This is a genomic window from Lysinibacillus irui (genome assembly GCF_028877475.1).
Lineage (GTDB): Bacteria > Bacillota > Bacilli > Bacillales_A > Planococcaceae > Lysinibacillus > Lysinibacillus irui.
Genome location: NZ_CP113527.1, coordinates 194,250 through 208,126, shown reverse-complemented (window position 1 = coordinate 208,126; position 13,877 = coordinate 194,250). Strand labels below are relative to the sequence as shown.

Annotated in this window: 8 protein-coding genes and 1 riboswitch; of the genes, 3 read left to right on the top strand and 5 right to left on the bottom strand. The window is 37.6% G+C overall.

From position 1 onward, the window contains the following. Nucleotides 1-6 precede the first annotated feature (6 nt). Both OU989_RS01010 and hutH read right to left on the bottom strand, forming a co-directional pair. On the bottom strand, nucleotides 7-1,335 hold the full coding sequence (locus OU989_RS01010; protein WP_274795266.1) for a YjiH family protein: 1,329 nt from the start codon (nucleotides 1,333-1,335) through the stop codon (nucleotides 7-9). 70 nt (nucleotides 1,336-1,405) lie between these two features. After that, nucleotides 1,406-2,920 (bottom strand): histidine ammonia-lyase, encoded by a 1,515-nt coding sequence (gene hutH / locus OU989_RS01005; protein ID WP_274795265.1) that lies wholly within the window; start codon nucleotides 2,918-2,920, stop codon nucleotides 1,406-1,408. Between the two features lie 398 nt (nucleotides 2,921-3,318). On the opposite strand from hutH, the gene OU989_RS01000 reads away from it, so the two are divergent. Next, the gene (locus OU989_RS01000) at nucleotides 3,319-4,773 is read left to right on the top strand and encodes a helix-turn-helix domain-containing protein (RefSeq protein ID WP_274795264.1); all 1,455 of its coding nucleotides are present in this window, start codon (nucleotides 3,319-3,321) and stop codon (nucleotides 4,771-4,773) included. 284 nt (nucleotides 4,774-5,057) lie between these two features. Next, nucleotides 5,058-6,563 (top strand): catalase, encoded by a 1,506-nt coding sequence (locus OU989_RS00995; RefSeq protein WP_274795263.1) that lies wholly within the window; start codon nucleotides 5,058-5,060, stop codon nucleotides 6,561-6,563. A 118-nt stretch (nucleotides 6,564-6,681) separates the two neighbouring features. Here the strand turns inward: OU989_RS00995 and thiC are convergent, their stop codons facing one another. The 3 genes from thiC to OU989_RS00980 form a co-directional block, all read right to left on the bottom strand. Further along, on the bottom strand, nucleotides 6,682-8,460 hold the full coding sequence (thiC, locus tag OU989_RS00990; RefSeq protein ID WP_274795262.1) for a phosphomethylpyrimidine synthase ThiC: 1,779 nt from the start codon (nucleotides 8,458-8,460) through the stop codon (nucleotides 6,682-6,684). Nucleotides 8,461-8,600: 140 nt separating this feature from the next. After that, a riboswitch (TPP riboswitch) is annotated at nucleotides 8,601-8,715 on the bottom strand. Between the two features lie 78 nt (nucleotides 8,716-8,793). Further along, nucleotides 8,794-9,723, bottom strand: a complete 930-nt coding sequence (locus OU989_RS00985; RefSeq protein WP_274795261.1) for an AEC family transporter — start codon at nucleotides 9,721-9,723, stop codon at nucleotides 8,794-8,796. 105 nt (nucleotides 9,724-9,828) lie between these two features. After that, the gene (locus tag OU989_RS00980) at nucleotides 9,829-11,931 is read right to left on the bottom strand and encodes a methyl-accepting chemotaxis protein (RefSeq protein ID WP_274795260.1); all 2,103 of its coding nucleotides are present in this window, start codon (nucleotides 11,929-11,931) and stop codon (nucleotides 9,829-9,831) included. 253 nt (nucleotides 11,932-12,184) lie between these two features. Here OU989_RS00980 and OU989_RS00975 point away from each other — a divergent pair, with 253 nt between their 5' ends. Further along, entirely contained in the window at nucleotides 12,185-13,810 is a 1,626-nt protein-coding gene (locus OU989_RS00975) for an S-layer protein (protein ID WP_274795259.1), read from the top strand. Nucleotides 13,811-13,877: the final 67 nt, after the last annotated feature.

Here is a 13,877-nt window from a genome sequence, read left to right as displayed (position 1 = left end):
TCTCCTTTAAAATAGTAAAAATGCTATAGGTGTTACGATAATTAAAGTTAATACGACACGCTCAAACCAAATCAGTAAAATTTGACGCAACGTCAATGGAATTTCAGATGATAAAATTAGTGGAATAACGGCTGAGAAGAACAATATAGCCGAAATGGATACTACTGCTACAATAAATTTTGTTACGAGTGGTGCTTGTGTCACGACAAGTGCTGGTAAAAATACCTCTGCAAGCGATAAAGATAGTGCCTTGGCTGCTAAAAATGGCTCTGGAATTTGTAGTACGTAAGTGAAAGGTACAAAAATATAAGCTAACCAATCAAAAATAGGCGTGTACGTCGCAAGAACCAATCCAAGTAAACCTATTGATAGAATAGAAGGAATAACACCCATTGCCATAATGAAACCATCCTTCAAATTCATCCATAAAATTTTGGATAAAGGTGGGTTTTGCTCTACAGCCTCCATCGCTTGTCGCCAAGCTTCCTTAAAACGATCCTTCTTAACGATCTTTTCGGGCATAGGTGTCGAACCCTGGTAATATTCATCCTTCATTGAACGAAGTGGATATATACGAGCTGTTATGGCCGTGACCACAAATGTTACTACGAGCGATACCCAGAAGAATGCATTCCAATGCTGCATAATATCAAGCGTACTCGCAATGACTACCATAAACGTTGCCGATACAGTAGAGAAGCCGGTCGCAATAATAGCAGCTTCTTTCGCTGTATAACGCCCTTCCATATAGACACGGTTTGTTAGAAGTAAACCAACCGAATAACTACCCACGAATGAGGCAACAGCATCAACTGCTGACCGTCCAGGTGTTTTAAAGATTGGCTTCATAAACGGTTGCGTTAACACACCAATGTATTCAAGTAGCCCATAGCTTACAAGAAGTGCTAGAAATAATGAACCAATTGGAATCAGTACTCCTACAGGCTTAATAAGCTTCTCCATCAAATACGGTCCAATACTTTCGTTCGCTAGCCATCCCGGTGCTAAATTAAAAATTAATAAAATTCCTGCTACCATTCCACACACTTTAAAAATAGATAACACAATACTAACAATTGAGTTATTCCATTTTTTAGTTAAAAATGGAAGTAATGCTCCCCCTACGAGCATGATCAGAACATATGCAGTCACCAATAGTGGTACCTCTGCACGGATAAAGTTCACAATATGATCGATTAAGATTGTATCTTTGCCTTGCCATTCAAACGAAACAAAGAAACTGAATATTCCAACTAAACTGCATATAATCATTTTCAAAGCGGAGGAAGCTCGGAAAACCGAGTCTTGCCTCAGCTCTTGTTGTTGAAATTCCATCCAAGTCCCCCTCAGATATTATTTAGAAAGAGCTTTTAACTTTGATTTCTAACAAGTTTATTCAATTAATTTACACATACTCATTAACTAGATCATCACTTGCTAATAAATACTTAGCCAATGCTTCAATTTCATCACCGATTGGTTGATCTGCTAATAATGGTGGACAGAATTCACGCACTTTTTCTAAATACTTTCGAGTTGTTGGAGATAATTGCTCTTCCGCTTTATCTAAATGAATTGCCTGTGATGCACAAATCAACTCTATTGCTATAACACGAGCCGCATTGTGAACAATTTGACGTACTTGACGAGCCGAAGTTGTGCCCATACTCACATGATCCTCTTGGTTGCCTGATGTCGGAATAGAATCCACACTAGAGGGATGTGCCAAGACTTTATTTTCTGAGACAATGGAAGCCGCTGTATATTGTGCAATCATCAGTCCACATTCAATTCCAGGATTTGTCGCTAAAAATGGCGGTAAGCCTTCGTTAAGCTGTGGATTTACCATACGTTCTGTACGACGTTCTGAAATATTAGCCCATTCACTTACACCAATTTTCAAAAAGTCCATTGCTAAAGCAATCGGTTGACCATGGAAATGACCTCCCGACAATACTTCACCACTCTCTAATACAATCGGATTATCTGTCGTAGCATTCATTTCCGTTTGAACGCGGTTCTCTGCATAGAAAAATGACTGCCAAGATGCACCGTGTACTTGCGGAATACAGCGTAGCGAATACGCATCTTGCATGCGAATTTCCCCTTGCTTTGTTACACGTTTACTACCATCAAGCCACTTACGAATACGTCCACCAACCAGCTCTAATTCTGGATGTGGTCTTACAGCTAATAGCGCTGGATCAAATGCTGACGTAATGCCCTTCAATGCTTCTAGCGTCAAACTAGCCGCCATATCTGCTGCAAGTCCAATTCGTTCAGCTTCATTGACCGTTAAAACTCCAATACCTGTCATTGCTTGCGTACCGTTAACAAGTGCCAGACCCTCTTTCGCTTGTAGTCGAACTGGTGTTAATCCAGCTTGCTTTAACGCCTCGCTACCACTCATTTTTTCTCCGTTGAACTCTGCCTTACCTTCACCCACTAATACTAATGCCAAATGGGATAATGGCGCTAAATCACCACTTGCTCCTACCGAACCTTGTGATGGAACAATTGGATGCACGCCTTTATTAATAAGATCTAATAATAGCTGGACGGTTTCTTCACGAATACCAGAAAATCCTCTAGCCAATGCATTAGCACGTAACACCATCATTGCGCGTACAACATCAGTTGGGAATGGTTCGCCAACACCCGTTGCATCTGAACGTAGTAAATTCAACTGTAATAATTCAATATCTTCTTCTTCAATTTTTATATTGCTGAGTTTTCCAAACCCTGTATTTACACCATAAATCGTTTGCCCTTCTGCTAAACGTTTTTCGATACGCTCTCTACTTAAACGAATTCGTTCTAAACTATCTGCAGAAAGTGCTACAGTTGCTTGCCCCTTTACGATTTCCTCAATTTGTTGTCTTGTTAATGTATTGCCATCAAGCTCGATGATCGAATTCACATGACATCCTCCTATTCCCTTATGTAACTATGTAAATCAATTACGCCTTGGCATCATAGCCGTTGACGCTTAGCTTTTACGTAGAAAAACAATGCGTCCAGATTTTCTCGAAATTGCTCAAAAAGCTCCTCTTCAAAATCTGCGAAATCCACTGGGGGATTTATTTCATCGTAATAGTTAAAACATCAGCATTAAAACACTTTTAAGCGTTTTCATTGCAAAATTCGATGTTGCTGATAGTTGTTCAATTACTCTATTTACATTGTACTAACTACCTTTTTCAGAATATAGAGAATTTTAAAAGAGAAAACAAGACTTTTTTCAGATTCTTATGTTATTTTTATTAATATAATCGTAATCTTATATGAAACTAGAATATTTTAAGGAGGATTGATGGTATGAAGCTGTTATTAATTGATCGTGACCCAACCGAATTAGCAGGCATAAAATGGTTTTTACATACATATTTTCCTGGAGATGTTTTTATTGAAATGTGTACAAGTATTTCAGAAGTGACTCAAAGTATTCGACAATTTGAACCAGATGCGATTCTTTTAAATATCGATTTATTTCCTAATAATCGCTTAAACGCTCTTTATCGAGATTTACAAAAACTATCCGGTGCCATTCTAGCAATGACGACAGAACCCCTATTTAAAAATGCATTAAAAGCAATTGATTTACAGGTTGCCCATCTTTTTGTGAAACCAATTGACTTAGAACTATTAAAGCAAAAACTCGCTGCCATTTCTCTTCGCACACCAAAAATTACAGATTATGCACAAGAGGCGACAAATGATTCCTTTTATTATCAATTATTTTTAGATAACAAATCTAGCTCTATTGAACCTACTTTGCATTTTACAATGATTGAACCCGAGCATCACGAGACATTTAATAAGCTCTACACTTGGCTCCAACAAACTCCAATTCATTTCCATATGAAAACATATCCTCTATCCAATAAAATCGTATGTCTTTTTGACACAGACGATATAAAAATGGTGGAGAAGGATGTTCGAACGTTAATGAAGGAATGGCGTTTGATTAGTAATAGTTCTTTAAATATCGGGATATATGATGGAACACCTACAACCATTAAAAATATGTATGCATTAACAAAGCGTGCACTACATCAAAGTTTTTACGAAGGCTTTGGTCATATTTTTTATGCCAGCAAACAATTTGAAACACAGCCCTTTGATCCATTACTAACACCAGAGGAGCAACAATTATTAATAAGTAGTTTGGAAGATGGAAACTTAGAGGCTGTTAAAACTTTTTTATATCGACTTTCTAATGAGGGAATCTATTATGAACAAGATGATTTACGTATTCATCTGACAAGTGTCTTAGCACAAATCCGGCGCTTTATGTTGAAATATAAATTACATGAAAAAGCTGTTATTGAACAAAACTATCGTCAGCTATTTCACATCATTATCGAGCATCCTATTTTTTATACTATTCTCAACAGCATTATTTCTTTTACACAAACTTTAATCGAGTTAGCAAGAGAAGCCCGGATGGAGAAAAGAGCCGATTATGTTGAACTAGCTTTAGAAATAATTGATCAACACTTTAAAGATAGTGCATTATCTCTACCCTTTGTTGCTCATAAGCTCGGAATTAGTCCTAATTATTTAAGTACGATTTTCTCTAAGAAGCAAGGCCTGCCATTTAAGCGCTATTTACAGCAAGTTAGAATTCATCATGCTACAAAAATGCTACTAGAAACAGATTTTGCAATTAGTGAGATTGCTCATTTAAATGGATTTGATGATCCAAATTATTTCATTAAAATCTTTAAACAACAAACTGGTATTACGCCAAACCGATATAGAAAAAAATAAAAGTTTGTTTAAAATAGTTTTCAATTAGCTCACTTTATTTTCAATAAAGATATTTTTAACGCAGTCATTTCTCTTTATTACTTTACAAATTGAGATTAGCTAAGCAAAATTCAAGTGAAAAACTATGTATATTACTTCTGTATAGCGCATATATTTATAGTTTATACTTAAATATATAAATTCTTTAACGATAATTATTATAATGTACTAGCAATTCTATTTTATATTTGTTATAGTTATAGATGAAGAGTTTGACTCACATTTTTTTCAGGAGGTAAACTAATATGACAAACGCAAATGATCGTAGCCGTCGTTTTACAACAGCAGGTGGCGCTCCAGTAGTAAGTAACCATGACTCTATGTCAGCAGGTCCACGTGGCCCTCTTTTACTTCAAGATGTATGGTTAGTTGAAAAATTAGCAAATTTCAACCGTGAAGTAATTCCTGAGCGTCGTATGCACGCAAAAGGTTCAGGTGCATTTGGTACTTTTACTGTAACGCATGATATTACTCAATATACAAAAGCTAAAATCTTCTCAGAGATTGGCAAAAAAACAGAAATGTTCGCACGTTTCTCTACAGTTGCAGGTGAACGTGGTGCGGCAGATGCTGAGCGCGATATCCGTGGCTTTGCTCTTAAATTCTATACAGAAGAAGGTAACTGGGATTTAGTAGGTAATAATACACCTGTATTCTTCTTCCGCGACCCATTACACTTCACAGATTTAAACCACGTGGTAAAACGTGACCCACGTACAAATATGAAAAACGCTAATTCTAACTGGGATTTCTGGACTTCATTACCAGAAGCACTTCACCAAGTGACAATCGTAATGTCTGACCGTGGTATTCCAGCTGGTTACCGCAATATGCATGGTTTTGGTTCTCATACGTATAGCTTTATCAATGCTGATAATGAACGTGTTTGGGTTAAATTCCACTTCCGTACAGAGCAAGGCATTAAAAACTTAACTGGCGCTGAAGCTAATGACATCATTGGTCAAGACCGCGAATCTTCACAACGTGATTTATATGAAGCAATCGAAAAAGGCGATTTCCCTAAATGGAAAATGTACATTCAGGTAATGACTGAAGAGCAAGCTCGCGAGCTACCATACAACCCATTTGATTTAACAAAGGTATGGTATAAAAAAGACTTCCCATTAATTCCAGTGGGTGAGTTTGAGTTAAACAAAAACCCGGACAACTATTTTGCAGAAGTTGAACAAGCTGCATTTGCACCGTCTAATATTGTTCCTGGTATTAGCTTCTCACCAGATAAAATGTTACAAGGTCGTATCTTTGCATATGCAGATGCACAGCGTTATCGTCTCGGTGTTAACCACTATATGCTTCCTGTTAACGCACCGAAATGTCCATTCCGCACTTTCCACCGTGATGGTGCAATGCGTTTTGATGGCAACCTTGGTTCAACACTAGGTTATGAACCAAATAGCTATGGTGAATGGGAGCATAACTTAGACTATAAAGAGCCTGAATTACGTATCGATGGTCATGCAGGTATTCACGACTTCCGTGAAGACGACAACAATTACTTTGAACAACCAGGTAAACTATTCCGACTTATGACGGCAGAAGAGCAACAACGTCTATTTGAAAATACGGCAAATGATATGGCTTCTGTTGAAGAATTCATCAAGCGCCGTCACATCCTTCACTGCTATTTAGCAGATCCAGCATATGGTGAAGGTGTAGCAAAAGCAATGGGTCTTTCATTAGAAGGTATGGATCTTACAAACCCATATGTAAAACAACCAACAAACGTTTAATATTCCACTTATTATTGATATCCAAATCCAATTTTTACTCCATGTGAATTTTTCACTCACATGGAGTTTTTTAATCACAAAAGGCTTGTGTCGATACTACAACACAAGCCTTTTTACATTATTGATAAATCTGACTACCCGCTTTTTTAAATTCCTCTGCCTTTTCCTTCATACCTCGATGGATCGCTTCTGTCGTATTCAAGTCTTTTTCTTTAGCATAATTTCGAATATCTTGTGAAATTCGCATACTACAGAACTTAGGACCACACATAGAGCAAAAGTGTGCTGTTTTTGCTCCTTCTGCTGGCAAAGTCTCATCATGATACTCCACCGCTCTTTCTGGATCGAGAGATAGATTGAATTGATCACGCCAGCGGAATTCAAAACGTGCTTTTGATAGTGCATCATCTCGGCGTTGTGCACCAGGATGCCCCTTCGCTAAATCTGCCGCATGTGCCGCTATTTTATACGTAATTACTCCCACTCGAACATCCTCGCGATTAGGTAAGCCAAGGTGCTCCTTTGGTGTCACATAGCAGAGCATTGCTGTCCCAAACCAGCCAATCATCGCTGCCCCAATAGCCGATGTAATGTGGTCATAGCCTGGAGCAATATCCGTTGTAAGTGGACCTAACGTATAAAAAGGCGCCTCCTTACAAACTTCTAATTGCTTGTCCATGTTTTCTTTAATCAGATGCATCGGTACATGACCTGGCCCCTCCACCATCACTTGAACATCATGTTTCCACGCAATCTGTGTTAGTTCACCTAGTGTTTCAAGCTCTGCAAATTGGGCTTCATCATTGGCGTCTGCAATTGAACCTGGACGTAGGCCATCACCTAAAGAAAAAGCAACATCATAAGTCTTCATAATTTCACAGATTTCCTCAAAATGAGTATAAAGGAAATTCTCTTGATGATGATATAAACACCACTGTGCCATAATAGAACCACCACGAGATACAATTCCCGTTACACGATTAGCTGTAAGGGGAACATAGCGTAATAGTACACCTGCATGAATCGTGAAATAATCTACACCCTGCTCGGCTTGCTCAATAAGCGTATCACGGTAAACTTCCCACGTTAAATCCTCTGCTACGCCATTTACCTTTTCCAATGCTTGATAAATTGGCACTGTCCCCACTGGTACCGCTGCATTTCGAATAATCCATTCTCTCGTTGTATGAATATGCTTACCTGTTGAAAGATCCATAATATTATCAGCACCCCAGCGTGTTGCCCATGTCATTTTTTCAACCTCTTCTGCTATAGAAGACGATACCGCGGAATTCCCAATATTGGCATTGATTTTCACATGGAAGTTACGACCGATGATCATTGGCTCCGCCTCTGGATGATTAATATTAGAAGGCATAATAGCGCGCCCAGCTGCAATTTCAGATCGGACAAATTCTGGATCCATATTTTCACGTATCGCTACAAACTCCATTTCAGGTGTAATAATCCCCTGTCTTGCATAATGCAGCTGCGTTACATTTCTCCCTTTTTTTGCTCGTAAAGGCTTTCTTGCCAATTCAGGAAAGACATTTTCATGATTACGCGGATCATCTGCACGACGAAAACCATTATCCTCCGGTTTTATAGAGCGGCCCTCATATGCTTCTACATCTCCTCGCTCTTGAATCCATCCACTTCGTAAGGCAGGTAAACCTTTTGTAATATCTACTTGATAAGATGGATCTGTATAGGGACCACTCGTATCATATACTCGAATAGGGGCGTTTTCTTCATTTCCAAAGCTTCCTGTTGTCGGACTTAATGCAATTTCTCGCATTGGTACTAAAATATCCGGACGGGAACCTTCAACATACACCTTTTTGCTTCCTTCAAAGCTAGACATAATCGTAATGTTCTTTTCACTAATTGCTGACATGAGCTACTTCTCTCCCTTAAATGTTTTTTGTTACAAGGACCGGATCTAGCTCACCCTAACAAATAAATAAAGGCCGAATCCAAAATAATTATTTGGATCCGGCCACGAATGTAAAGGTTGAAATTGCATACACATACTATGCAATAGTTTCTTAACTTTCCCACGCTGGTATGAGCCAGATCAGGTCCAAAGGGTCAAGAAACCTCTAAGCGTTTCCCTCTCAGCCTGACTCATCAGACTCCCCTAGTTAATACTATTTAGTTTGATGCTAGTGTAGCAGATATTACTATGAGATGGAAGTTTTCCATTCATTATTTTTTAATATTCTATTGATTAAGCAAATAATACGTCCGCAAGATAAATCACTATTGTTACCGTTATACAGCTGACAATAGTTGAAAATAAAACAGTTTGGGCAGCTGTTGCCGATTCCACATCGTATTCCAATGCTAGACTAGAGCTATTGCGGGATGTCGGGAAAGCACTGGCTATAAATAGTGATTGAGCGACAACTCCATCTAACCCCAATAAAAAAATAATGGCTAAAGCTACGGCTGGTCCGACAATTAAACGTGTGAAGCAGCTGACGAAAACCGTTTTATTAAACATAGATTTGATTTCAAGCTGCGATAATTGCGCACCTAACGTGATTAGTGCCACAGCAATAAAGCCATCTGCTACATGGTCTATTGGTATTTTAATAAACTGTGGAATACCGATATTAAAATAGTTCATGGCTACACCAATAATCAACGCATGAATGATGGGCATTTTAAAAAAATCTTTAATAATCGTCATTCCTGATTTGGTAGAGGAAATTAAATTATACAAACCATATGTATAAGTTGTCATATTTTGAAAGATTACAAGGATGACCTGAATCGCTACACCAATAGGTTGTGTTACAAAAATCATTTGAGCTACCGGAATGCCATAGTTCCCAGAGTTAATGAGCACAACACTATTTTTAAAAACTGCTGCCTCTGTTTTAACTAAACCAAGCCACTTCGCAAAAAGGTGACTGAGTAGCATTTGGCTCCCAATAAAAAGCACAATAAACAATCCGACCTCTGCCAGTACAGACAGCTCTACACTCGTCTCATATAAATTTACAAAAACAGCTGCTGGCATAAAGCAATATGTAATAAGCTGAGACAACGCTTTTAAATTAAAGCGAAATCTCTTTTGTAAGATAGCACCTACTATAAGTAACACTAAAATAGGTGCAACAATTTGAAAGAAAATCATTCCGAGATACATCATTTCGATGACCCCCTTCCCTTCTTTTATAGTAGTGCCGAATTTCTACTAGGTCAATGTCTCTTCCAATAAAAAAAGACTGCCTATTTGTTTAGGCAGCCCTTCATTTTACGCTAATTTAAAACGATTCACGACTTCTTGCAGTTCATTGGAAATATCGTTCATATTTTGTATAGACTCGGCTACTTTTTGTAACTCTGCTTGTTGATCCATTGCAGATGCACTTACTTGTTCAGCTGAGGCAGCCGTTTCCTCTGAAATTGCTGATATGCTTTGGATGGCCATAATCGCTTGATTTTTATGCTCTAACATACTCGATAGCTTACTCATTAATTCACTAATAGAGGCTGCAATTGAACGTGACAAATCACTGTTATCTTTAAATGCCAGTTGTGTACTTTGTACGGATTCATTTTGAGATTGCATTAAATCCGCATTAGATGCAATGACAGCAACTGTTTGCTGTGAATTTTCAAGGATGCTTTCTACTGTATTCTTAATAATTTCTGTTTCACTTTTAGATTGCTCGGCTAACTTTCTTACTTCCTCTGCAACGACAGCAAATCCTTTACCATGTTCACCAGCACGTGCTGCCTCAATACTTGCATTTAAAGCTAATAGATTAGTTTGCTCAGTAATGCTTTGGATCGAAGCAATGATATGATTAATATTCGCAATGTGAGAGGCTAATGATTCGATTTGTTGTTGAATACGACCGTTCATCTCATTTGTCTCTATATTACGTTCACGTAAGCTTTCAACCTCGTACAATCCCTTTTCTGTTGTTTCGTTCGTTTTATGAGAGAGTTCATCCATTTCATTAGAAAGAGCTGTAATGGCATCAATCTGTTCAGATAAATCCATGATTCGATAATTCGTTTCTTCCGTATCCTCAGATTGCTTCGATGCGCCTTGTGCAATTTCATTGATGGCAACAGACACCTCTTGACTAGACGCTACAATTTCATTAAAGGCCTCATGTACTTGATTGGACGATTGGTTTAATAATGTAGTAGAGTTCAATACGGTTTGAATCGCACCATTGGTTTTATCTAGCATATTATTGTAAGCTAATGCAACTGCCCCAATTTCATCAGCCTTAATATACTTCTCATCCACCTTTTGGGTTAAATCTCCCTCTGCTGCCGTTTCGATAGATGTACGTAAAAACTTGAGTGGCTTTAGCTGTTTATAGATGAATAACACACTTGCAGCTGTCATTAAAATTACCATAATAATGGAGGCAATAATCGTAAATACGAATACGTGATTATATGTCTCTAGTATTTTTGATTCGGGTAACACGACTTGAACTGTCCATGTTTCATCAATATCCTCTAATATCATTGGAGCAAAGACATTATAAGCCCTTTCCTTTAGCTGATTAGAATCAATGTACATATTTGTTAGCTCGCCATTTTCCATTGTCTTACTTATACTTTTCCAAGTCGGATCCTCTTGCATATTGCGACCATCTAGCTCTTTACCAAAGCTATTGGCTGTCAGTATACCTTTATTCGTAATAATGGCTGCGTAACCACCTTCTGGTGCAACCGATTCTGTTAGTTCATTTAAAAAATCTATAGAAACATCTGCTGTCAGTACACCAAAGAATGAACCAGAAGCATTGACTAATGGCACCGAAATGGTTGTCATTAAAACGGTTTGTCCGTTTACATTATAATCATACGGTTCAGTCAAAACTGCGCGTCCCTCTTCTTTTGGTATCCAATACCATTCAGAAACACTTTTATCATCGACACCTTCAATAAGAGCTGTCGTAATGTCATTACCATTTTTACTTAAATAAGGGCCAAATCGATTTTTGGAATCCACTAAAGTAGCTTCATCATTCGGCTTCAGCATAATAGAATTTTGCTCAAAGACAGCTCCAACCCCAAGTAAATCATCGTTATTAGCTAAATTACTTTTCATCATGTCTAGGATGCCCTGAGCTGATAATGTATTATTTTTCTCCATGCTTTCAATAATGCGCTTTGTCGTATGTAATGTTGTATTGGCTTTCTTAAAACGCTCACTCATAATAGCTGCTGAAGATTCAGCCGTTTGCAATGTTCCATGCTCTGCGTCTTCAACACTTTGTTTTTTTATGATAATGCCCGTGGTCACTGTATAGGATAAAAATAATACTAAAAATAATCCTATAATTAAGGAAGATAGTTTTAATGCAATACCCCTCGATTTTTTCACCACTAACACCCCTTTTTTATAATAATGATAAAGGATGGAAGATAGTATCACAATAAAATATTTATCGAATAAAGTAGAAATTTTACATAATAATAGAGAGAAATACCGATATTTCGCCAATAACTCATTTTACAAAGGAAAGGACTTATGACTTATTTGAATAGGGCTTCATAGTATAACATCCTCCCCCAATTCTAAATTATAGAAAAATATGATATATTAACTAATAAATAACCTGATTGGAGTGACTTACATGAAAAATAAAGCGCTATCAACATTAATGGCCACGGCTATTACAGCGACGCTAGTAATACCAGTGTCTTCCGCAAGTGCCGCTACACCTTTAAATCAAGTAAATTCCTATGAAACTCAAGTAGCAGCAACAAAAAAAGTCATTGGTGAATCTGTGACTATCCGAAATCTAACAAAAGATACGGTCATCACATCGAACGGTACATTTAGAGTCCATAAAGATTTAAAATCTCTTTTTCAAACTTCTAACAAAACAGCTTTAACAAACGCCCGAGCTACTATTGTCGTAAAAAACGGCCAAATTACGGACGTCACAGCTTTAACATTAAACAAAGCAGGGACAAGCAAAAAATCTGTCTATTTCGACGGTGGTGACGCAGATATCTCTGGAGACCTCACTGTAAATGCAGACTATGTAAAGATTCAAGACGTTAGTGTTGATGGTCAGTTGATCATTACTAACAGAGTAAAGAAGGCCATAACGCTCGATGAAGTCGAAGTGGGTGATACAATTACGCTAAAACCAATTGTCACAAAAAAGGTAAATTGGTTATATGTAACGTTAAGAGATATGAAATCAGCTGATATTAATTTAGCACGTACTAAAGTTAATGTATCTTCTGATCAAACACTTTCAAAAGTGGATGTAGTAGGGAAAGTTACTTCTTTTGAGGTAATGTCTAATGTAGAAAAACTTACAATTAATGTGGACAAAGATTTCAACCTGTACGGTGAAGGAAAAATTGATCAAATCGTTGTAAAAGGCGGTACTAAAGTAGCGTTAGATTCAGGACATCAAGTAGGGAACGTACAAGTAGACAATAAAAATGTTTCGGTTACTCTTCCTATTATTGATAAAAAAGAGCTTAATACACTACTAGCATCACCACCGTATGTACATGTATCTGTAAACGGCTATGATATTTTAACAACAGACAAGTGGACAACACAGGCTGAGCGAAACGCATTTGATTCAGCAGTAGCAAGCGCAAGAGCTGTAGCAAACAACAACAGTGCCTCCCAAGAACAAGTGAAAAATGCCATCAGTCAATACAAAAATGCCCTAGCTGTTTATCAAGCTGCTCAAAAAAGCGGAACAAAATATGGCTATGGCGATAAAGCTTCACTACAATCTTTAATCAATTCTGTTCAATACGTTACGGTTTCTTGGGATGGCTCGAATGTGCCATATAATACCCCATGGACTACACAAACAGAAAGAAACGCAATAGAGTCTGCTGTATCATCGGCTCAATCAGTTGTTAATAATTATTATGCAACTCAAACGGATATAGCTAATGCTATCAATAATTTAAACAATGCTATTTGGACTTATAAGAGTGCTTATAAGTATGGGAATAATGGGTATGTGGATAAAACTAATTTACAATCACTTGTGAATTATGCTTATAGTGTACGGGTTACTGTCTCTGAAAATGGAGCTGGCTTGACATCGGGTACTCTTTATACAACTCAAAGAGAATGGGATGATTTCAACTCCGCAATTTCATATGCTGAAAGAATTACATCTAATAGCAATTCGTCACAGTATGACGTTTCAAGTGCAACTGAATATTTAAACAACGCTATCTCTATTTATAGAGGGCAGTATAAATCTGCAAATTAATCATTAGAACATATTAGAGCTAAAAATTGGACTCTGCGCTTAGTAGAGTCCTTTTCAATGTTGTTAA

Coding starts and splice junctions, on each gene's coding strand:
- OU989_RS00975 (WP_274795259.1), top strand. CDS start 12,185: ATGAAAAATAAAGCGCTATCAACATTAATGGCCACGGCTATTACAGCG.
- OU989_RS01000 (WP_274795264.1), top strand. CDS start 3,319: ATGAAGCTGTTATTAATTGATCGTGACCCAACCGAATTAGCAGGCATA.
- thiC (WP_274795262.1), bottom strand. CDS start 8,460: ATGTCAGCAATTAGTGAAAAGAACATTACGATTATGTCTAGCTTTGAA.
- OU989_RS00985 (WP_274795261.1), bottom strand. CDS start 9,723: ATGATGTATCTCGGAATGATTTTCTTTCAAATTGTTGCACCTATTTTA.
- OU989_RS01010 (WP_274795266.1), bottom strand. CDS start 1,335: ATGGAATTTCAACAACAAGAGCTGAGGCAAGACTCGGTTTTCCGAGCT.
- OU989_RS00995 (WP_274795263.1), top strand. CDS start 5,058: ATGACAAACGCAAATGATCGTAGCCGTCGTTTTACAACAGCAGGTGGC.